The organism is Chitinophaga chungangae, from assembly GCF_017742215.1.
Taxonomy (GTDB): Bacteria; Bacteroidota; Bacteroidia; order Chitinophagales; family Chitinophagaceae; genus Chitinophaga; species Chitinophaga chungangae.
Window position 1 is genome coordinate 503,459 of record NZ_JAGHKP010000002.1, and the last position, 19,638, is coordinate 523,096.

At 52.5% G+C, this 19,638-nt stretch carries 17 protein-coding genes; 4 read left to right on the forward strand and 13 right to left on the reverse strand.

What is annotated here, in order from left to right; translation table 11 throughout:
* Positions 1 to 549: 549 nt before the first annotated feature.
* Positions 550 to 3,873: a vitamin B12-dependent ribonucleotide reductase gene (locus J7I43_RS10135; RefSeq protein ID WP_209145556.1), complete on the reverse strand. Its 3,324-nt coding sequence runs from the start codon at positions 3,871 to 3,873 to the stop codon at positions 550 to 552.
* Positions 3,874 to 4,148: 275 nt separating this feature from the next.
* Here J7I43_RS10135 and J7I43_RS10140 point away from each other — a divergent pair, with 275 nt between their 5' ends.
* Positions 4,149 to 4,907 (forward strand): geranylgeranylglyceryl/heptaprenylglyceryl phosphate synthase, encoded by a 759-nt coding sequence (locus tag J7I43_RS10140; protein ID WP_209145557.1) that lies wholly within the window; start codon positions 4,149 to 4,151, stop codon positions 4,905 to 4,907.
* A 460-nt stretch (positions 4,908 to 5,367) separates the two neighbouring features.
* Here the strand turns inward: J7I43_RS10140 and J7I43_RS10145 are convergent, their stop codons facing one another.
* Both J7I43_RS10145 and J7I43_RS10150 read right to left on the reverse strand, forming a co-directional pair.
* Positions 5,368 to 6,096 carry a LytR/AlgR family response regulator transcription factor gene (locus J7I43_RS10145; RefSeq protein ID WP_209145558.1) on the reverse strand — a complete coding sequence of 243 codons (729 nt, stop codon included), beginning with the start codon at positions 6,094 to 6,096 and terminating at the stop codon, positions 5,368 to 5,370.
* 78 nt (positions 6,097 to 6,174) lie between these two features.
* The gene (locus J7I43_RS10150; protein WP_209145559.1) at positions 6,175 to 7,206 is read right to left on the reverse strand and encodes a sensor histidine kinase; all 1,032 of its coding nucleotides are present in this window, start codon (positions 7,204 to 7,206) and stop codon (positions 6,175 to 6,177) included.
* A gap of 169 nt (positions 7,207 to 7,375) precedes the next feature.
* Here J7I43_RS10150 and dxs point away from each other — a divergent pair, with 169 nt between their 5' ends.
* From dxs to J7I43_RS10165, 3 genes are all read left to right on the forward strand, one after another.
* Positions 7,376 to 9,307, forward strand: a complete 1,932-nt coding sequence (dxs, locus tag J7I43_RS10155; RefSeq protein WP_209145560.1) for a 1-deoxy-D-xylulose-5-phosphate synthase — start codon at positions 7,376 to 7,378, stop codon at positions 9,305 to 9,307.
* Positions 9,308 to 9,350: 43 nt separating this feature from the next.
* On the forward strand, positions 9,351 to 10,406 hold the full coding sequence (locus tag J7I43_RS10160) for a ferredoxin--NADP reductase (RefSeq protein ID WP_209145561.1): 1,056 nt from the start codon (positions 9,351 to 9,353) through the stop codon (positions 10,404 to 10,406).
* A 104-nt stretch (positions 10,407 to 10,510) separates the two neighbouring features.
* Complete coding sequence (locus J7I43_RS10165) at positions 10,511 to 11,716, forward strand: PAS domain-containing sensor histidine kinase (protein WP_209145562.1); 1,206 nt, start codon at positions 10,511 to 10,513, stop codon at positions 11,714 to 11,716.
* A 14-nt stretch (positions 11,717 to 11,730) separates the two neighbouring features.
* Here the strand turns inward: J7I43_RS10165 and J7I43_RS10170 are convergent, their stop codons facing one another.
* The 10 genes from J7I43_RS10170 to J7I43_RS10215 all read right to left on the reverse strand — a co-directional run bounded on the left by J7I43_RS10170 (position 11,731) and on the right by J7I43_RS10215 (position 19,638).
* On the reverse strand, positions 11,731 to 12,108 hold the full coding sequence (locus tag J7I43_RS10170; RefSeq protein ID WP_209145563.1) for a hypothetical protein: 378 nt from the start codon (positions 12,106 to 12,108) through the stop codon (positions 11,731 to 11,733).
* A gap of 155 nt (positions 12,109 to 12,263) precedes the next feature.
* Complete coding sequence (locus tag J7I43_RS10175) at positions 12,264 to 12,977, reverse strand: pirin family protein (protein ID WP_209145564.1); 714 nt, start codon at positions 12,975 to 12,977, stop codon at positions 12,264 to 12,266.
* Between the two features lie 208 nt (positions 12,978 to 13,185).
* The gene (locus tag J7I43_RS10180; protein ID WP_209145565.1) at positions 13,186 to 13,596 is read right to left on the reverse strand and encodes an OsmC family protein; all 411 of its coding nucleotides are present in this window, start codon (positions 13,594 to 13,596) and stop codon (positions 13,186 to 13,188) included.
* 316 nt (positions 13,597 to 13,912) lie between these two features.
* The gene (locus J7I43_RS10185) at positions 13,913 to 14,440 is read right to left on the reverse strand and encodes a YceI family protein (protein WP_209145566.1); all 528 of its coding nucleotides are present in this window, start codon (positions 14,438 to 14,440) and stop codon (positions 13,913 to 13,915) included.
* A gap of 47 nt (positions 14,441 to 14,487) precedes the next feature.
* A complete protein-coding gene (locus tag J7I43_RS10190; protein WP_209145567.1) occupies positions 14,488 to 15,363 on the reverse strand; it encodes a pirin family protein in 876 nt (291 codons plus the stop codon).
* A 270-nt stretch (positions 15,364 to 15,633) separates the two neighbouring features.
* Positions 15,634 to 16,536, reverse strand: a complete 903-nt coding sequence (locus J7I43_RS10195; protein WP_209145568.1) for a helix-turn-helix domain-containing protein — start codon at positions 16,534 to 16,536, stop codon at positions 15,634 to 15,636.
* Between the two features lie 4 nt (positions 16,537 to 16,540).
* Positions 16,541 to 17,332, reverse strand: a complete 792-nt coding sequence (locus tag J7I43_RS10200; RefSeq protein ID WP_209145569.1) for a segregation and condensation protein A — start codon at positions 17,330 to 17,332, stop codon at positions 16,541 to 16,543.
* Between the two features lie 71 nt (positions 17,333 to 17,403).
* On the reverse strand, positions 17,404 to 18,348 hold the full coding sequence (locus J7I43_RS10205; RefSeq protein ID WP_209145570.1) for a DUF3078 domain-containing protein: 945 nt from the start codon (positions 18,346 to 18,348) through the stop codon (positions 17,404 to 17,406).
* Between the two features lie 82 nt (positions 18,349 to 18,430).
* Entirely contained in the window at positions 18,431 to 18,808 is a 378-nt protein-coding gene (mscL, locus tag J7I43_RS10210) for a large-conductance mechanosensitive channel protein MscL (protein ID WP_209145571.1), read from the reverse strand.
* Between the two features lie 65 nt (positions 18,809 to 18,873).
* Positions 18,874 to 19,638: a PPK2 family polyphosphate kinase gene (locus tag J7I43_RS10215; protein ID WP_209145572.1), complete on the reverse strand. Its 765-nt coding sequence runs from the start codon at positions 19,636 to 19,638 to the stop codon at positions 18,874 to 18,876.

Below are 19,638 nucleotides of genomic sequence, written 5' to 3' on the forward strand. Positions count from 1 at the left end.
GTTACGGAATATTGTTTTGATGCGGCGCTCAGGAACGAATTGAAAACAAACAAAGGCAAAAGATACTATTCTCCCTGTAAGTGATATTTTTTTAAGGAGCCCGATATGTCCGAAACGCAGCAGCGACGCGGAAAAGCGCATGCGTAGCTCTACGCGATCGTGTTGATACGTACATTCCTGAAAATGAAAAGAAAAAAGGAAAAACCGTTTTGTAGTGAGGCCACACACAAATGGCGCAGCATACCGGAGAAAAACAGGGCGCCGCTGAAACCCTTTATGGGAGCGGGTTAAAAAGAAAAAGGGCACTTAGAAAAGCGCCCTCAATTTGTTACTATCCTATGAAAACCCTATTTGTATACAAAGGTATATCTATGTTAACTTTATTTGAAATTTTTAACGGTGAATAACAAATAATTAACAAAGTTTTTAATAGGTCCGATCGCTACAAACCCAATACCATCGTACATTTCAGCGGACGCATCGTTTCCGCTCCTTTCGCCCGGCTTGTTAAAAACTTATAAAGACGGGCGCGTTTCTCCTTTCTTCCTCTCAGCTGCAACCCATGCTGTTGCCGCAGTTCAGGCATTTGTAACAGGTGCCGGAACGCACGGTGATGTGCCCGCAGGTGTTACAGGCGGGCGCATCGCTTTGCATGCTGCGCATGTAATCCTGCGTGCTGCTCTCCCCGCTGGAAGCCGCTACCGGATGGGGTTTCGCAGCTTTCGGACTGGCCGTGCCGGAGGCGTTTCCGACCACACGCACATCAGACAACTGGGGTTTTACCACGGGCTCGTCCCACTCGTCTTCCCCTGTATTGCCCGGCGCGTCGAGAATATGCACCAGGTCTGTTCTGCCGAGATATTCATACCCCAGCACCCTGAAAATATAATCGATCAGCGATGTGGAAGATTTGATGTTCGGATGATCTACCATGCCTGCCGGCTCAAACCGCGTGAACACGAACTTGTCTACAAACTCTTCCAGCGGCACGCCGTATTGCAGGCCTACAGACACTGCGATGGCGAAGCAGTTCATCAAACTGCGCAGCGTGGAGCCTTCTTTCGCAAGGTCGATGAAGATCTCGCCGAGCGTGCCGTCTGTGTATTCGCCGGTGCGCACAAAGATCGGCTGGCCGCCTACTTTTGCTTTCTGCGTGAAACCGCGGCGTTTCGCGGGCAGGGTTTTTCTCTCCACAATGCGCGACAGCGCGCGTTTCAGCGAAGTGTCGGAACTGGCGATCATACGTTTGTTCAGCTCTTCCAGCAGTTCGTCGATGGTGAGCTTGTTCATTTCGATGATCTGTCCGGCTGCTTCAGGCGCGGTTTCCGTGGCCTCCGCGGATTTTTTCTTTTTGTCGCTTTTGTTGCTCAGCGGCTGGCTCAGCTTGGAACCGTCGCGGTAGAGCGCGCAGGCTTTCAGCCCCAGTTCCCAGCTCAGGCGGTATGCATCGGCTATTTCTTCTACAGACGCCTCGTTGGGCAGGTTGATGGTTTTGGAGATCGCGCCGGAAATAAACGGCTGCGCGGCGCCCATCATGCGGATGTGGCCGTGCGCATGGATGAAACGTTCGCCTTTTTTCCCGCATTTGTTGGCGCAGTCGAACACCGGCAGGTGCGCGTCTTTCAGGTAGGGCGCGCCTTCCACGGTCATGGTGCCGCATACGTAATCGTTGGCGGCTTCCATCTGTTCGTCTGTAAAACCCAGCTCGTGCAGCAGGCTGAACTCCATGCTGAAATATTGTTCCGGTTTGAATCCCAGTCTTTGCAGGCATTCTTCGCCGAGCGTATACACATTGAACACGAACGCGATATCGAAAGAAGAAGCCACGGCGGCGTCCAGCTTTTTGATCTCTTCGGCGATAAATCCTTTTTCGCTCAGGCTTTGCGGGTTGATGTAAGGCGCGCCGGCAAAGCTGCCCGTGCCTTTGGCGTAATCCACGATCGCCTTGATCTCGTTCTCTTTGTAACCGAGATGTTTCAGCGCGGAAGGAATGGACTGGTTGATGATCTTGAAATAACCGCCGCCGGAGAGTTTTTTAAATTTCACCAGCGCAAAATCGGGCTCCACGCCGGTCGTATCGCAATCCATCACCAGCCCGATAGTGCCGGTGGGCGCGATCACGGTGGATTGTGCGTTGCGGTAGCCGTGCCGCTCGCCCAGCTTCACCGCATCGTCCCAGGCTTTGGTGGCGGCTTTCAGCAGGTAATCGGGGCAATATTTCGCATTGATCCCCTGCGGTTTGATCTCAATACCTTCGTACGCTTCGGCGGCGTCGTACGCGGCGGCGCGGTGGTTGCGCATTACGCGCAGCATGTCTTCTTTATTTTCTTCGTATTTCGGGAAAGCGCCGAGATGCGCGGCGATCTCCGCGGAAGTTTTATAGGAAACGCCGGTCATGATCGCGGTGATGGCGCCGGCGATGCCGCGCGCTTCTTCACTGTCGTACGCGATGCCGCTCACCATCAGCATGCTGCCGAGGTTAGCGTAACCGAGGCCCAGCGTGCGGTAGTCGTAGCTGAGTTGCGCTACTTCCTTCGAGGGGAACTGCGCCATGAGCACGGAGATCTCAAGCACGGTGGTCCATAATCTTACCGTGTATTCAAACCCCGGCACGTCGAACAGGCTTTTTTCCTCGTCGAAGAAGCGGCGCAGGTTCACGGAAGCGAGGTTGCAGGCCGTATTGTCGAGGAACATGTATTCTGAACAGGGGTTAGACGCGTTGATGCGGCCGCCCTGCGGACAGGTATGCCATTCGTTGATGGTGGTGTCGTACTGGGTGCCGGGGTCCGCGCAGCGCCAGGCAGCGTAGGCGATCTGGTTCCAGAGGTCGGAGGCTTTGACGGTTTTCATCACCTTGCCGTTCATGCGGGCTTTCAGCTCCCAGTCCCCGTCTGCATCCAGGGCATGGAAGAAGCTGTTGGGGATGCGCACGGAGTTGTTGGAATTCTGGCCGGAAACGGTGCGGTAGGCATCTCCCTCGTAGTCGGAGGAGTAACCCGCGGCGATGAGCGCGCCTACTTTCTTTTCTTCCTCTACTTTCCAGTTGATGAATTCGAGCACTTCGGGGTGATCGAGGTCGAGGCAGACCATTTTAGCCGCCCTGCGGGTGGTGCCGCCTGATTTGATGGCGCCGGCGGCGCGGTCGCCGATCTTGAGGAAGCTCATCAGGCCGCTGGAGGTACCTCCGCCGCTGAGTTTTTCCCCTTCGCCGCGTATCTGGGAGAAGTTAGTGCCTACGCCGGAGCCGTATTTAAAGATGCGGGCTTCGCGCACCCAAAGGTCCATGATGCCGCCGTCGTTCACCAGGTCGTCGCTTACGCTGAGAATGAAACACGCGTGCGGCTGGGGCCTTTCGTATGCGGAGGTGGATTTTTCGAGTTTGCCTGTGTTTTGTTCCACATAATAATGGCCCTGGGGCTTGCCTTTGATGCCGTAGCTTTCGTGCAGGCCGGTATTGAACCATTGGGGGGAATTGGGCACGCAGGCCTGGTTGAGCATGCAATAAGCGAGCTCTTCGTAGAATACCTGGGCGTCTTTGGAAGACGCGAAGTAACCGTACTTTTCGCCCCATACGCGCCAGCAGTTCGCCATGCGGTGAACAACCTGCTTCACGGAGGTTTCGCGGCCGGCAGAGCCGTCCGGCTGCGGTACGCCCGCTTTGCGGAAGTATTTCTGCGCCAGGATGTCCGTCGCGATCTGCGACCACTCCTTGGGCACTTCCACGTTATTCATCTCGAACACCACGTCGCCACCCGGGTTGCGGATAACAGAGGTGCGCATATCATATTGAAACTGATCGTAGGGGCTAACACCTTCGCGGGTAAAGTGGCGGGAAAACGACAGGCCGCCAGCCTTATTAACTTGATTTTTCATGGCCCTGGAGATTTAACAGGATTAAACAAAATTGATTCCGAGTAACACTATGGGTGTGGGATTACTAAAATAATTTTTATACCTGTCCATACCAATTTGTCTTATCCACAGCCTGTGCATAAGGGCGCATTAACAAATTACGGTTGTTTGGGTGCCGGGCAGGCGATTTTTACCTTGTATCAATTGCAAAATCAATACCATGCATATTTATTTCACCTTGTGCCTTATTAGAAAAAAATTTATACATTTGCTTCAACCGGAACAATGTAAAATTAATGTACAGAAAAATATACAGTTCCTTTATCGAGAGAAAGGCAAAAGGTACAAAGTCATTCGCGGTTCTGATAGATCCTGACAAGGTTACACCTGCCGGGATCGCCGACCTTACTGCAAAATGCACGGAAGCAAAGGTTGATTATATTTTCCTCGGAGGAAGCCTTGTGATCACCAATCATCTCGACGAGGTGGTGCAGCAGATCAAGGCAACCTGTTCCATTCCGGTGATATTGTTTCCTGGAAGCCCTTCGCAGGTATCTAAGTACGCCGATGCCCTGTTGTACCTTTCGATGATCTCCGGCCGTAATGCAGACATGCTGATCGGCCAGCACGTCGTTTCCGCGGCCGCTGTAAAAAAGAGCGGGCTGGAAGTGATCTCCACCGGTTATATGGTGATCGATGGCGGCGCGCCCACTACCGTTTCTTACATCAGCAACGCAACGCCCATCCCCGCGGATAAAGACGATATTGCCATGTGCACGGCCATGGCGGGAGACATGCTCGGCCTCAAAGTGATCTATATGGACGCCGGCAGCGGCGCGCGCAAACCCATCACCGAATCCATGATCCACCGCGTGGCAAGCCAGGTGGAAGTGCCGGTGATCGTAGGCGGCGGCATCCGCGATGCGGAAAAAGCCTACCTGAACTGTAAAGCCGGCGCAGACATCATTGTGGTCGGCAACGCCATCGAAAAAGATACTTCGCTGATCAGCGAGATCGCGGAAGCCGTTCACAGCGCGCCTGTGAAAACACGTTAACCCGCTCCCTTTCCCTTATTTTATCCCTGCCTTTTTACCTTTCAAAAATTTTTATTGTCGAGCGACAAGAAATTGAAAAAATATTGAAGAGGTTCCATATCTTGTGCATGATTTAAACCAACCAGTATTTTACCGGCACCCCAGGTGCGGATGAGCAGACGTGAGTATAGACGTGGGAACCCGTGTATTTTAGCAGCATTTTCATCCCGTTGTTTTCGCAAAACCTTTCCATATTCCAGTATCTTATAATCGGGCTAGTAATATAAATGCACCGCCAGGTGGCAATAAAGGCATCGTGTGTCTTTATGGCCATTATGGCCTTTTTTCATAAGCATAATTTAACGGGCTGTTCTTTTCAGGACAGCTCTTTCTTTTTCAGCCATCGTAAAAAATTTCAGCAAAATAAAAATGGGGAACGACCATCGCCGCTCCCCATTCGCGTATGTTCAAACCTCTTTGATCAGAGGCTCATCATCTCTTTGAATTTCACCGCCTGCCTGCGGCTCACTTCGATCTTTTCGCCGCCGCGCATTTCCAGCAGCAGCCCGCCGTTGAAATACGTGTCGATCCTTTCGATCATGCGCAGGTTCACGATATGTTTGCGGTTGGCGCGGAAAAACACCCGTTCGTCGAGCCTTTCTTCCAGCGCGTTCAGCGATTTGAGAATAAGCGGCTTGTTGGTTTCGAAATACACCCGTGCATAGTTACCCACGCTTTCGAACAGGCGGATCTCCTGCAGTTTTACGAACCAGCAGCGGTCGCCGTCTTTAACAAACACCTGGTCGTTTTCCCCGAGAATGTTGCGGATGCCGGAAGCGGCCGCCAGGCGTTCTTTTTCGTCTACCTGGTGCAGTTTGTGAATCGCGTCGGCAAGGCGTTTCGGCTCGATCGGCTTCAGCAGGTAATCCAGCGCGTTGTATTCGAACGCCTTGAGGGCGTATTCGTCGTACGCGGTGGTAAAAATGACCTGCGGCGTTCTTTCCAGCTCGGCCAGCAGGTCGAACCCGGTTTTGTCCGGCATCTGGATGTCGAGGAACAGGAGGTCGGGCCGCAATGTCTCGATCTTCTCCATGCCGTCTTTTGCATTCACCGCTTCCCCGACCACCACGATCTCCGGGTGGTCTGCCAGCAGCTTTTTAAGTTCGCTCCTGGCCAATCGTTCATCGTCTATGATCAATGCTTTTTTCATGTTACAGTCAGTCTTTTTTTCGGTTGATGATGTGTTTTATCGTCCAAAAGACGCGTAAATATACTGAAATTCAAGTGGTTAGATAATTGGCATCTGTACTTTGGCCTCTACCATCACCGTGTCCAGGTTATAGATCTCGAAAGAGGCCCTTTTGCCGAACAGGATACCGAGGCGTTGCCGGGTGCTGGCGAGGCCGAAGCCGTTGCCGTTCAGGTCTTCCACGATCTGCCCAGTGTTCCGGATGGTGATCTCATGGCGCATATCGTGCACATGCGAGCCGATCAGGATCAATCCCCCGTTCACTTCGCGCGAAATACCGTGTTTGATGGCGTTTTCGACGAGGGTTTGCAGCATCAGCGGCGGCACGGGCAGTTCCAGCGTTTCCGGGTCTATGTCGTACTGCACCTTCAGCCTTTCCTCAAAACGTATATTCTCCAGCGCAAGATAATCTTTTACGATACTCAGTTCATTTTCCAGGCTCACGGTCTCCGCTTTGTCTGCCTGCATGGAATTGCGCAGGATGTTGCTCAGTTCGGTGATGGCGGTGCGGGCGCGGCGGGGATTTTCGTCTACCAGCGCGCGGATGCTGTTCAACGCATTGAAAATGAAGTGCGGATTGAGCTGGCTTTTGATGGTTTTCAGTTCCAGCGTGCGCACCGTGGCTTCGAGTTTCAGCTGGCCCACCTGGGAATTGCGGGTTTCTTCCACGTAATGCCAAAGGAAATAGATCACCGCCCACATGGCCATAAAAAGGCTCTGGGAAAAAAACGCCCTCATCCAGCTTTCCTGGAAATCCGTTTCAGGCGGGGCCGGCAGTACAAAATGCGAAATGCAGGCCAGCAGGAACGAATCGATGATCGAGCACACCAGGATGCCGAAAAAGAAGTAGATGGCCACATTCTCAAACGGCTTCTCGATCCACTTGTATTTGACGATAACCGTCCGGAAACCATGCGAGATGAGTATCCCCAACAATGAATAAGAGATGATATACTGTACCTGCGCGGCGTCTATGCTGTTAAAGAAAAAGCCGAAGAACAAGAAAAGAAAGGCATTAGCTCCCCACCCGAGTATCTGGCACCACCAATATTTTGAAATGCGCTTAAACATCCCTGAAAAGTTAGCGAAAGTCTTCTGAAACTCCGCATCCGTCCAAAAATACCGACTGCCCCACAGGCGGGGAACGCAATTTTTATCAATGGTAATACGGACGTTTAAATGGGAGCCTCGGAATAAGCGCAAAAACATGTATTTTTGGGCATTAAACCCTAATGGTGATATGGAAATTACGGCCGGTCAATTACTGAGCCAGATCGAATACCCGTCTGATCTGCGAAAATTGAGCAAGGAACAGCTGCACCAGGTGTGCGACGAGCTGCGCCAGTTCATTATCGACGTAGTGAGCGTGCATGGCGGCCACTTCGGCGCCAGCCTGGGAGTGGTGGAACTTACCGTAGCCCTGCATTATGCATTTAATACGCCTTACGACCAGCTGGTATGGGACGTAGGCCACCAGGCTTACGGCCATAAGATCCTCACGGGCCGGAAAAACGTGTTCCATACCAACCGTAAATACAAAGGCATCAGCGGTTTCCCGAACCGCGGCGAAAGTGAATATGATACTTTCGGCGTAGGCCACTCCAGCACCTCCATCGGCGCGGCGCTGGGCATGGCCATCGCTTCCAAAAACAAAGGCGAGCACGACCGGCAGCACATCGCCGTGATCGGCGACGGCGCCATGACCGCCGGGATGGCCTTCGAGGCGCTGAACCACGCGGGCGTGGCGAACGCGAACATCCTTATCATCCTGAACGATAACTGCATGTCCATCGACCCGAATGTGGGCGCGCTGAAAGAATATCTTACCGACATCACCACCTCCCACACTTACAACAAGTTCCGCGACGACGTATGGAACCTGCTGGGAAAACTGCCCGTCGGCAAAAAATTCACGCGGGACATGGCTTCAAAGCTCGAAGCCAGCGTAAAAGGCATGGTGTCCAAATCCAGCAACCTGTTCGAAAGCCTCAACCTGCGTTATTTCGGCGCAATAGACGGCCATAATATCACCAAACTGGTAGACACCCTGCAGGACCTCCGCAACATTCCCGGGCCTAAACTGCTGCATATCAATACTACCAAAGGAAAAGGATATGCCCTCGCGGAAAAGGACCAGACCAAATGGCATGCGCCCGGCCTGTTCGACAAGATCACCGGCGAGATCTTCAAAAAAGTGATCGAAAAACCGCAACCGCCTAAATACCAGGACGTTTTCGGCCATACCATCATCGAGCTGGCCGAACAGAATAAAACCATCATGGGCATTACGCCTGCCATGCCTTCCGGCTCTTCCCTCAAATGGATGATGGAACAGATGCCGGACCGCGCGATAGACGTAGGCATTTGCGAACAGCACGCCGTAACGCTTTCCGCCGGGCTCGCCACGCAGGGCATGACCGTTTTCTGCAACATCTATTCTTCGTTCATGCAACGGGCTTACGACCAGGTGGTGCACGATGTGGCCATCCAGAACCTGCCCGTGATATTCTGCCTGGACCGGGCCGGCCTGGTGGGGGAAGACGGCGCCACTCACCACGGCGTGTACGACATTCCCTACATGCGCTGCATCCCGAACATGATCGTGAGCGCGCCGATGAATGAAGAAGAGCTGCGCAACCTGATGTACACCGCGCAGCTGCCCTCCAACAAATCACCCTTCGTGATCCGCTACCCGCGCGGCGAAGGCGTGATGCCCGACTGGCGGAGGCCGTTCGCCGAGATCAAGGTAGGCACCGGCCGCAAGATCCAGGATGGCAGAGACGTTGCCATTCTTTCCATCGGCCACCCGGGCAACTTCGTGACCGAGGCCATGAAAGAACTGATGACCGACGGGCTGCAGCCCGCGCATTACGATATGCGTTTCGTGAAACCGCTCGATACCGACATGCTGCACGACATCTTCCAGCGTTACGACCGTGTGATCACCGTTGAAGACGGCGCCCTCCAGGGCGGCTTCGGCAGCGCGGTACTGGAATTTATGGCAGACAACGATTACAAGGCGGAGATCAAACGCCTGGGCATCCCCGACCGTTTGATCGAGCATGGAAAACCCGTGGAACTGCAACGCGAAGCAGGTTACGACGCCATCGCCATCGCATCGGCCGTGCGCGAAATGCTCGCCAGCAAAATAACCGTTCACTCCAGCTTATAAAGGCCGTATACCCCGGGGCTCCGGTCCCGGGGGCTACCCAACCATGCGCGACCTCTACATACAATTACGCATTACCCGCATCATCCAGGAAACGCCGGACGCCTTCACTTATCATCTCGAAAGTGCGGACGGCAAGGCGGTGAAATACCAGGCCGGGCAATTCCTCACCTTCATTTTACAACTGCACGGCGCGGAATACCGCCGCTCCTATTCACTCAGCTCCACGCCGGGCATAGACGGTTTTTTAGCCGTAACCGTAAAACGCATCGCCAACGGCGAAATTTCCCGCTACATCCTCCGCACCTGGATGGTGGGAGACGAAGTCACCTCCCTCCTGCCGTCCGGCCGTTTTACGCTGGAGCCCCTGGCAAATGCGCGGCGCGACATCGTGATGCTTGGCGCGGGCAGCGGCATCACGCCTTTGTTCGCCCTCCTGCAGCAGGCGCTGTACCTGGAAAAAGCTTCCCATATCACGCTGATTTACAGTAACCGCGACGAAAAAAACACCATCTTCCGCGAGCGGCTGATCGCGCTGCAAACCGTTTTCACGGAACGTTTTACCATTGTATGGCTGTACAGCGACCCGGCGGACGCCTCCGGCGTTTACCGCCGCATGAGCAACAGCCTGCTGGAAATAATCACGCCGCAACATTTGCATTACCCGCGCGAACAGGCCGAGTTCTACATCTGCGGCCCTGCCGAATACATGCGCATGGCACAGTTCACGCTTACTTTCATGGGTTTCCGGGAAGACCAGCTGCACAAGGAAAACTTCGTGGTGAATACCGAAGCGAAGATTGCGCGGGTGCAGGTGCCGCAGGATGCTTCGCTGAAGCGGGTACGGCTGAAACACGAAGGCGGCGAGCAGACGCTGGAAGTGCCCGGCAATGAAACCATACTGCAGGCGGCGCTCCGCCAGCACGTGCAATTGCCTTACAGCTGCAAAGGCGGCGTTTGCGGCTCCTGCATCGCGCGGTGCACCGGCGGGAAAGTGTGGATGTCTGTAAACGAAGTACTTACGGAGAAAGAACTTTCGCAAGGGCTGGTGCTCACCTGCACCGGTTACGCGCAAAGCGGCGAAGTAACGCTGGAATGGTAGGCCACTTTTCTCCCCCATCAAACAAATTTGAATGAAACCCGCTACCGGAAAGGAATTGGCAAGTTCTGCAAATTTCGCTACATTCAATTATTCAAATCCCAAAAATGAGCCATACCGCGCTGAAAACAGCTGGACTGTTCCTGATCTGCGGGCTTGTATGGCTGGCCGGCTATGATTATTTGCTGGTAAAGCTTACAGACATTTTCCCACGGGTCCGCCCCGGGTTGCTCTTGTATTTCATGCACGCGTTCTTCCTCTTTTTTTCCGCATCGCTCATCTACCTGCTGATCCGTTACGACTTCCGCCGCAACAACGCATATTTTTTCCAATACCGCGACCTCTTTTACGAGCACCCCGTACCGATGTGGATCTACCAGTGGGGCACTTTAAAATTCCTCGCAGTGAACAATGCCGCCACGGAAATATACGGTTACACGCGGGAAGAATTTGAATCGATGGATATCCTCGCCATCCGCGACCCTTCGTCTGTTCCCGCCGTGCTGGCGGATGTGGGCCGCACGAACAAAAATGTCGATTACCGGGGCATCTGGCAGCACCGGAAAAAAAATGGCGAATTATTTTACGTGGAATTGTATTCCCATACCACGCATTACAACGGCAAAGAAGCGCGCATCGTGATGGCGATAGATATCGATGCGGAAGTACGCAGCACTATTCACGCAAAAGATGCGGGCACGCGATATGAGCTGCTGGCGCAGGTTACGCAGGATTGTATCTATTACTGGGACCTGCATTCGGGCCGTGTTACACGCAATCACGGGCCGATGACGATGTTCGGTTTTAAGGAAGAAGAGATCGAGGACCATGTGGATTGGTGGAAAAAAAATGTGCACCCGGAAGATCTCGGCGGGGTGATGGCATCGTTTGAGGAAAGGCTTCGCGGCAAAACGCTGCACTGGCATACGGCGTACCGCTTCCGTTGTGCGGACGGGAGTTACAAATACGTGCTCGACCGGGCGCGCATTCTTTACAACGAACATGGTGAGGCCGTGCGCGTGATCGGCGCGATACAGGACGTGGACGAAGCGATGCGCCACGAAGAAGAGCGCAAACGGTTTACCGACCGCTTGCAGGAGCAGAATGAAGTACTGCAGGAAATCGCGCGGATCAATTCACATGAAATACGGAGACCCGTGAGCAACATCCTGGGCATTATGGCTATGCTGGACCCGCACAACAACGAGCCGGGCCTGAACGCGCAATTGCTGGGGCTGTTGCAGCAAAGCACTGCAGACCTGGACGCTACCCTTTTCAGGATACGGGACAAACTGCAGCAAATGAGAGAATAAAAAACAAACCCGGTCTATCGAAATGATTCAAACCGGGAAAAATCGCCTTTCAGCTCCTCGTGTAATTTGTGAAATACCTGCATCCGGTCGTTTATCCGGTCGTAATCGTCCACCGGCCTGTCGTGGTGGACAATTACCGGGCGGCCGTAACCCATAAATTTTGCGGATTGTTTGAGATCGTGGTACATTTCATCGGCCACTTCCAACTGGCGGATGAACTGGTTCTGGAAATGTTCGATCTCTACCATTCTTTCATGGTTGGCCTGGCGGGCGCCGGCCAATTCTTCCAACCTGCTGCGCATGGTACGCAGGCTGCCGCGTACATTGTCTACTTCGCCTTTCCAGGCGCTCAGCTGTGCCTGCAGGTCGGATGACTGTGTTGGTACTTCCATGATATATTGATTTAAGTTAAATGTTGACGAACGTAAAACCATCATTCATCCATTCTTATAAGTCAATATGCCATTCCCTTCACTTCTAATTTACGACACTTTTTAATTACGGGAAAAAGAAACCCGGGGAATTTATCCACCGGGTAAAAGCCCTTCTACACGGCCATCGGCAGGTCCATGATCAGGAATTCCGTATCCTCCAATGTTGTAACATTTAATTTTTCCAGCTCGGAAACCGCAATGGCGTCCCGTGTGCCTAGCGTTTCGCCGCCCGCTTTCAGGCTGCCCGAAAGCACGAACAGGTATACGCCGTTGCCGTTGAGTTTGGGCGTATAATCGAAGGACCGGTCCTTGTCGAACCTGCCCAGGCTGAACCACGCGTCCTGATTGATCCAGAGCGCGCCGCTGTTCTCTTCCGGCGAAACCACCAGCTGCAGCTGGTTATGCCGGCCGGCCGGCTCGAACGTTTGTTGTTCGTAACGCGGCGGAATGTCTCGTTTTTTGGGGAAGAGCCATATCTGCAGGAACTTCACCGGCTCCGTGCGGGAGGCGTTAAATTCCGAGTGTTCGATGCCGGTGCCCGCGCTCATGATCTGCACGTCGTGCTGATTGATGATCTTGTGACGGCCGGTATTGTCCTTATGTTCCAGCGCGCCTTCCAGCGGAATGCTGACGATCTCCATGTTGTCGTGCGGGTGCGCGCCGAAGCCCATTCCCCCTTTCACCGCATCGTCGTTCAGCACACGCAGCGCGCCGAAGTGAATGCGTTCCGGGTTGTAATATCCGGCAAAGCTGAAAGTGTGGTGAGACTGCAACCAGCCGTGATCTGCAAATCCGCGGGTATTGCCGCGATGGATAACTGTTTTCATATTGTCCTCCTGTTATTTTTAACAATACAAATTTCCGTATAAAACATGCGCCATGCAATGGACAGTACGGCTAAAAAGGTGGACAATTCTTTGCAAGGCCGTTCCGCTCAAACGCTTCCGCACAAAGGTTTTGCGGCGAATGTAAAAAAAATGGCCGGACCTGCGCAATGCATGTTCCGGCCATTGATATGTTGTTTGCAAAAACGGTTTACACCAGTTTCGCCTCCATGGTAATGTTCGTGTTGAGCAGTTTGGAGATGGGGCAGTTCAGCTTCGCATCTTCCGCGTATTCCGCGAATTTGGCCGCGTCCAGGCCGGGCACGCTGGCGGTTACTTCGAGGTGGATGTTGGGGATGGCGCCGCCTTCGAAAGTAACGATGCTTTTGGTGTCGATGCTGGTGGGGGTGAGGCCCGCGCCGGAGATGATGAAGCTCAGCTTCATGCTGAAACAGCCTGCATGCGCCGCTGCGATCAGCTCTTCGGGGTTGGTGCCGGCGCCGTCTTCAAAACGGCTGGAAAAAGAATACTGGGTATCTTTCAGTACGCCTGTTTGTGTGGAAACCGTGCCTTTGCCCTCTTTGCCAGTGCCTTTCCAATTGGCGGTTGCGGATCTTTTCATGATTCAGAATTTTATTTGGGTGAATTATTGAACGATAAGAGGTCTTAAAATTAATGAATTGAAAGCAAAAAAACCGGGCGAATTGCTTCACCCGGTTTACCTAAAACCCTGACAACCGTTTCTACACTAATTCCACAAATTCTTCGGGCCCTTTCATTTTCTTCTTTATGCTGCGTTCTGTTTCGTCTTCCCGCACCGTACCGTTCGCTTCGTCACAATATCCCGCGGATGCCAGTCTGCCGGTCCTTCTCTCATAAGCAGCCTCGCCTGTTGTTTCAGCCGGGCTCAGTCAGTGATTTTCTTTATTATCTTTTTGTTATGCCTGTTTTATCATCTGCACGCCGAGAATGAGGCGCACTTCGTCGCTCACAACCAGGCCGCCCGCCTCGGTGGTGGCGCTCCAGGAAAGACCGAAATCTTTACGGTTGATCTTGCCGGTAAGCTCGAAACCAGCTTTGGTCTGGCCCCAGGGGTCTACGGTGATGCCGTTGTAGTCTACGTTCAGCTCTACGGGTTTGGTAACGCCGCGGATGGTGAGGTCGCCTTTCAGCACAAAGTTCTCCGCGTCTTTTTTCTTCACTTCCGTAGAGGTGAAGGTCAGTTTGGGATGATTGGCCGCGTCGAAGAAATCTTCGCTTTTCAGGTGCTCGTCGCGCTGTGCGTTTTTGGTGCTCACGCTGTTCACGTTGGCTTCGAAAGAGATTTTCGCGTCGGAGAAATCCTCAGCGCCAGCTTCCAGCGTGGCGTCGTATTCTGCAAAATGACCTGTCACGTTGGTGATCATCAGGTGTTTTACTTTAAATTCGATTTCGCTGTGTGTAGGATCGATTTTCCAGGTTGCCATGTTGTTTGGATTTTTAAGTTTTTTGTGAAATTGTTTTTTATCAGGATCTAATTCAGGTGTCCCATTTTGCCGTTGTTGTAATCGTCTACGGCCTGTATGATATCTTCTTTCGTGTTCATCACAAAGGGGCCGTAAGAAAATACCGGTTCGAGGATCGGCTCGCCGCTGAGCACCAGCAGCGAAACATCGGCCTGCGCGGTAACGGAGATCGTTTCTCCTTTTGTTTCAAACACGACCAGCTCTACGCCTTTGGCGGTATGCGTACCGTTGAATTGCGCTTCGCCTTTCAGCACTACAATGCCGGTGTTATAACCGTCCGGCAGCGGCAGCTCCAGGCTTTTGCCGGCTTTCAGCTGCAAGTCAAACACGTTCAGCGGGGTGAATGTTTTCGCGGCGCCTTTCAGCCCGTTAAATTCTCCCGCGATCACGCGGAGGTAACTTCCTTCGCCAAGGTCCGCCACGGGAATATCTTTCTTTTCAAGCGCCTGGTAACGCGGCGGGTCCATTTTATGGGCTTTCGGAAGGTTCACCCACAGCTGCACCATTTCGAGGGTGCCACCGTTGCGGGTAAATTCCCGCTCGTGTTTTTCTTCATGCACCACGCCGGATGCGGCGGTCATCCATTGTACGTCGCCCGGGCCTATCTTGCCTGCGTTGCCGCCGGAATCCCTGTGCTCAAGCGCACCCTGGTAGGCGATGGTCACTGTTTCGAAGCCCCGGTGCGGGTGCTCGTCTACCCCGCGGGGCTGGTCTGAAGGCGGAAAATAATGCGGCGCGGCATAGTCGAGCAGGAAAAAGGGGCTGAGCTGCCTGTTGCCGATGCGGTTGCCGTTCGGGAAGAGGTTCTGCACCCTGAATCCGTCGCCCACCATGTGAGGCTGGGCGCCGTCGTATACTTTTGCAACTTGTTTTGTTTGTTTCATGTGTGTGATCTCCTAAAGACAACACAAAATTACATGTTATAACATCTAATAGGAATGGATAGAAAGAGGTAAAGCGTGGACTTTTTTTAAAGAATCTCTCTTTATGGAGGATATTATCCCTACCCGGGCTTCCGGCTGATAATCAAAGGAAATCTAAGTTGTCGCTGAAGGAGAGGCGCGGGCGAGCCGGGGTTGATCAGGGGTAAAAAAATACAAATTCCGGGGAAACCCACCGGAATTTGCACTTAAAATATTGTAAATCAACTATTTCTAAACTTTCGCCAGTTCTTTGAACTCGGAGGGCGACTGGTTGGTGTATTTCTTGAAGAAGCGGGAGAAATAATGCGGGTCTTCGAAGCCCAGCTTGTAGGCGATCTCCTTGGCGGTGAGATCTGTATTGTAAAGGTACCGCTGCGCTTCGAGGATCACGCGGTTGCGGATATGTTCCCCCGCGGTGATGCCGGACAACGATTTGCTGATCTCGTTGAGCAGAACGGGCTTTACATGCAATAATGCGGCGTATTCGGACACGTTCTTCAGTTCCTTGTATTTTTCCTCGATCAGCGTTTTGAAGTTCATAAAAAGGGCGCTGTTGTGCTTTGCCTGGTATTCGGGGATCACGGTTACCGGCGTAGTATGATGCCGGGAAGCCACGATCAGGAAGTATTGCAGCAGGTTCTGGAACGCCACGCCATAGTTCGGCGCTTTCGTCTCGATCTCCCGCATCATGCGCTGCACCATCCATTCCAGTTCTTTTTCATCGTCCGGGTCGGAAAGGTGGATCACGGAACTGAAAGCATCGTTCACGAAAAGGCCTTTACGCACGCTGGCCATGTCTGACTTGTCGCTGGGGCACATCAGCGAATCGTGGAAAGCGATCATATAACCGTCTACCTTTTCGGAGAGTTTCAGCTGGTGCACCTGGCCGGGCGAGAGGAAAAACAGGGTATTGCGTTTTACCACATGGGTAACGGTGTCGATGGTGTGGGTGAGCTCTCCTTTTTTGATCCAGTAGATGGTGTAGAAATTGTGCCGGTGCGGCGCATGCTGTTGTTCAAAAAAGGCGCAGCCCAGGCTGCAGAGCGAGGCTACGCTGAACTCGTGCTGCTCGTCGGCCACATGGCCGTATTCGGATAGTGAAACTACCCCGATCTGTTCTTTTTTGTCCGCCATAAGTTTACGCTTCAAAAACCACGGGGGCGTCTTCCGGCCGTTCGGAAGGGTCCACGTACTCGATGATAAAATTGTTCCTCCCGTCTCCCACCATAATGCTCAGGTATTTGGCCTGCACCAGCTCCAGCATGCCCAGGAACAGGAAAATGGCATGCACGCGGTCTTTACAATGGTCGAATATCTTTTCGAACGCCATGGTCTTTTCGGCGCGCGCCAGGTCCATCATATATTCCCTGGAGCCTTCCATGGTGTAATCGTATTTGTATACAACGTGCTGGGGTTTGTTGGAGCGGGCTTTCACGCGCTGCATCACCTTTTCGAAGGTTTGGGTGAGCTTGAAGAGCGTGAGCGTCTGCATTTCGGTGCCTTCGCTGGTAACCTCGCCTATTTCGGCCAATTCCTTAGCGATATTTCCCCTTTTGATCTGCAGCATACGGTCGGCTTCCTGTTCGGCCAGTTCGGTGGCGGCCTGTTTGAAGCGTTTGTATTCCAGGATCTTGTCTACCAGTTCCTGCCGCGGATCTATCTCGTTGCCCGCTTCGTCGAGCTCCTTGCGGGGCAGCAGCATTTTCGCCTTGATGCGCATCAGGGTGGAAATGAAGAGGATGAACTCGCTCGCCAGCTCGATGTTGAGATGTTCCATGTGATGGATATAATCCAGGAAATCTTTGGTGAGGCTGAAGATCGGGATATTGTAAATGTCCAGTTCGTCGCGCTCGATGAAGAACAGCAGCAGGTCGAAAGGCCCTTCGAACTGGGGTAACTTTATTTTATATATTTCCGGTTCGTTGCTCATATATTTTTTTAAACGATAAAACCTGCCGGGCGGCCCGACAGGTTTATCAAAAATAGTGAAATTCCGGGGAATCAGAACGTTGCCGTCAGGCCCACGCCTATGGTCTGTTTCACCTGCAATCGCGGCCCGAGAGCGCCCGTTTCCTTATTTTCGAACACTCTCACATCGTCGTCGTAGATCATATCCATGCTGATATTGGCGGAAAGCCACTTATTTACTTTCAGGGCGATGATATTGGTCCAGAATATGTCGATATTCCCGGGATTGTGCTTGTAATTGGAAAATAGCTCCAGTTTGGTCTTATACACCACGTTCTTCAATATTTCCTTGTTCCAGGTGGCAGACACGTAGGCGCCAAACTCGGATTTTACGTGTTTGCCCGTGTCCACTCCATAAGCGCCTTTCGCGGAAAGGGTATCGTCCATCACCACTACCCAGCGGCCGGTGAAGGGAGACATAAACAGCGAAAATTCGTCGTTAGGTTTGAAGTCTACGCCGGGAGAAAGGATGATGTACGCCGGGGAGAAGAATTTGGATACGAATTCGCGCGTGCTGTCTGTCGGGTAAAGATACCCTTCGGTGAACTGCGTCCGCAGGTTGAACAGCGCGCTGGCGTACCAGTTCTTCGCGATCTCGTAACCGTATTTGGAGGTGATGTCTATGCGGTCGTCGCTTTTTCGGGTGCCGAGGCTGGTGGTGTTCACGTACCCGTAAGCAAGGTCCACGTTATTGTCCCAGTTATGTTTTCCTTTGTTAAAATTGGCATGGGCGTTAACGGTGGCCAGCATGGAAAGGGAAAGTTTGTCGCCGCCCGCGGCCCAGTTGGTAAGCGATCCCTGGTTGAAGGTGAGGCCGAATGTGCCGCCTGTTTTCCATAATCTGCCGGTGGTGTCTTTTTCTGCGTTCTTGATCTTACCGGCAGCTTCTTCGCGGAGTTTTTTCATGCTGTCGTCTTGCGCTTTCACGGTGAAGCATGCCAGTATGCAAAGCATCAAAAGCCAGTTGAATTTCTTCATAATACGTTCGGTTATACAGTTATAATAGTGAACGGTTGACCGTTTGAGGCAGTCAACCGTCAGTATGAAAAAAAGAGGTGTATTATTTCTTTTTCAGTTCGTCGCGGATCTCGATGAGCAGTTTTTCCTGAGTGGAGAGCACGGGCTCGGCAGGAGCGGGTTCTTCTTTTTTGTTCATCCTGTTGATAGCTTTCACCACCAGGAATATGGCAAATGCGATGATAACGAACTCTACGATGGATTGGATAAACATTCCATACTTTATTTCTGCGTCGCCGACTTTTATCATCAGCCCTTTAAAATCGACCTTACCGATCAGAATACCGACGATAGGCATAATAATGGCTTCCACCAGGGAGTTTACGATCTTCCCGAAAGCGGCACCGATCACGATACCCACCGCCAGGTCGATCACATTTCCCTTCATGGCAAAGGCTTTAAATTCACCGAAAAAAGACATACGCTTAGGTTTTTAGAGTTAAGGAATGGTGGTATAACTTCTGCAAGATTAATAATTTATGTTTTTTAAACCGCATTATTTTTTGATTTCGGCAGTTTGGGAAACTTCATCTTCAGCGATTTCAGTGTGTCCCTTACCGTTTGTGCGATATAAAATTCCTTGTACCAGTTCTGGTCGCTCGGCACAATATGCCAGGGTACTTTACCGCAATGCCTGAAAACATCCTCGTACATTTTCTGGTAAGTTTTGAACAGTTTCGCTTCCGCGAAATCCTTCTCGTTGTACTTCCACATTTTGCGCGGGTCCTGCGTGCGTTCTTCCAGACGGGCCTGTTGCTCGGCGGGAGAAACATGCAGGTAAAATTTCAGGATGTGCGTGTTGTTATGCTCTTCCAATAGTTGTTCAAACGCGTTGATAGCGGCGAACCGTTTCTTCGCGGTATCGTCGCCGATCCATTTGTGTACGCGCTGTACCAGCACGTCTTCGTAGTGCGACCGGTTAAACACCTGTATCATGCCTTTGGCCGGCACGTGCTGGTGTATCCTCCAGAGGAAATCGTGATCCATTTCCAGCTCGGTGGGCGCTTTGAACGGCTGCACGGCAACGCCCATCGGGTTCATCGTGCCAAAAACGTCCCTGATCACGCCGTCTTTCCCGCTGGCGTCCATCCCCTGTAATACAACCAATAAACTGTGTTTATGTTCAGCATAGAGCAGATTTTGCAGGTCGTCCAGCTCTTCGAGGACCTTTTTGAGGGCTTCTTTGGTCTTTTCCTTGTCGGTCTTTTTGGGCGCGGTGGTCGGGATAGCGGAGAGTTTGATCTGAGGCAT

Coding starts and splice junctions, on each gene's coding strand:
- J7I43_RS10135 (WP_209145556.1), bottom strand. CDS start 3,873: ATGAAAAATCAAGTTAATAAGGCTGGCGGCCTGTCGTTTTCCCGCCAC.
- J7I43_RS10140 (WP_209145557.1), top strand. CDS start 4,149: ATGTACAGAAAAATATACAGTTCCTTTATCGAGAGAAAGGCAAAAGGT.
- J7I43_RS10145 (WP_209145558.1), bottom strand. CDS start 6,096: ATGAAAAAAGCATTGATCATAGACGATGAACGATTGGCCAGGAGCGAA.
- J7I43_RS10150 (WP_209145559.1), bottom strand. CDS start 7,206: ATGTTTAAGCGCATTTCAAAATATTGGTGGTGCCAGATACTCGGGTGG.
- dxs (WP_209145560.1), top strand. CDS start 7,376: ATGGAAATTACGGCCGGTCAATTACTGAGCCAGATCGAATACCCGTCT.
- J7I43_RS10160 (WP_209145561.1), top strand. CDS start 9,351: ATGCGCGACCTCTACATACAATTACGCATTACCCGCATCATCCAGGAA.
- J7I43_RS10165 (WP_209145562.1), top strand. CDS start 10,511: ATGAGCCATACCGCGCTGAAAACAGCTGGACTGTTCCTGATCTGCGGG.
- J7I43_RS10170 (WP_209145563.1), bottom strand. CDS start 12,108: ATGGAAGTACCAACACAGTCATCCGACCTGCAGGCACAGCTGAGCGCC.
- J7I43_RS10175 (WP_209145564.1), bottom strand. CDS start 12,977: ATGAAAACAGTTATCCATCGCGGCAATACCCGCGGATTTGCAGATCAC.
- J7I43_RS10180 (WP_209145565.1), bottom strand. CDS start 13,596: ATGAAAAGATCCGCAACCGCCAATTGGAAAGGCACTGGCAAAGAGGGC.
- J7I43_RS10185 (WP_209145566.1), bottom strand. CDS start 14,440: ATGGCAACCTGGAAAATCGATCCTACACACAGCGAAATCGAATTTAAA.
- J7I43_RS10190 (WP_209145567.1), bottom strand. CDS start 15,363: ATGAAACAAACAAAACAAGTTGCAAAAGTATACGACGGCGCCCAGCCT.
- J7I43_RS10195 (WP_209145568.1), bottom strand. CDS start 16,536: ATGGCGGACAAAAAAGAACAGATCGGGGTAGTTTCACTATCCGAATAC.
- J7I43_RS10200 (WP_209145569.1), bottom strand. CDS start 17,332: ATGAGCAACGAACCGGAAATATATAAAATAAAGTTACCCCAGTTCGAA.
- J7I43_RS10205 (WP_209145570.1), bottom strand. CDS start 18,348: ATGAAGAAATTCAACTGGCTTTTGATGCTTTGCATACTGGCATGCTTC.
- mscL (WP_209145571.1), bottom strand. CDS start 18,808: ATGTCTTTTTTCGGTGAATTTAAAGCCTTTGCCATGAAGGGAAATGTG.
- J7I43_RS10215 (WP_209145572.1), bottom strand. CDS start 19,638: ATGCCTCAGATCAAACTCTCCGCTATCCCGACCACCGCGCCCAAAAAG.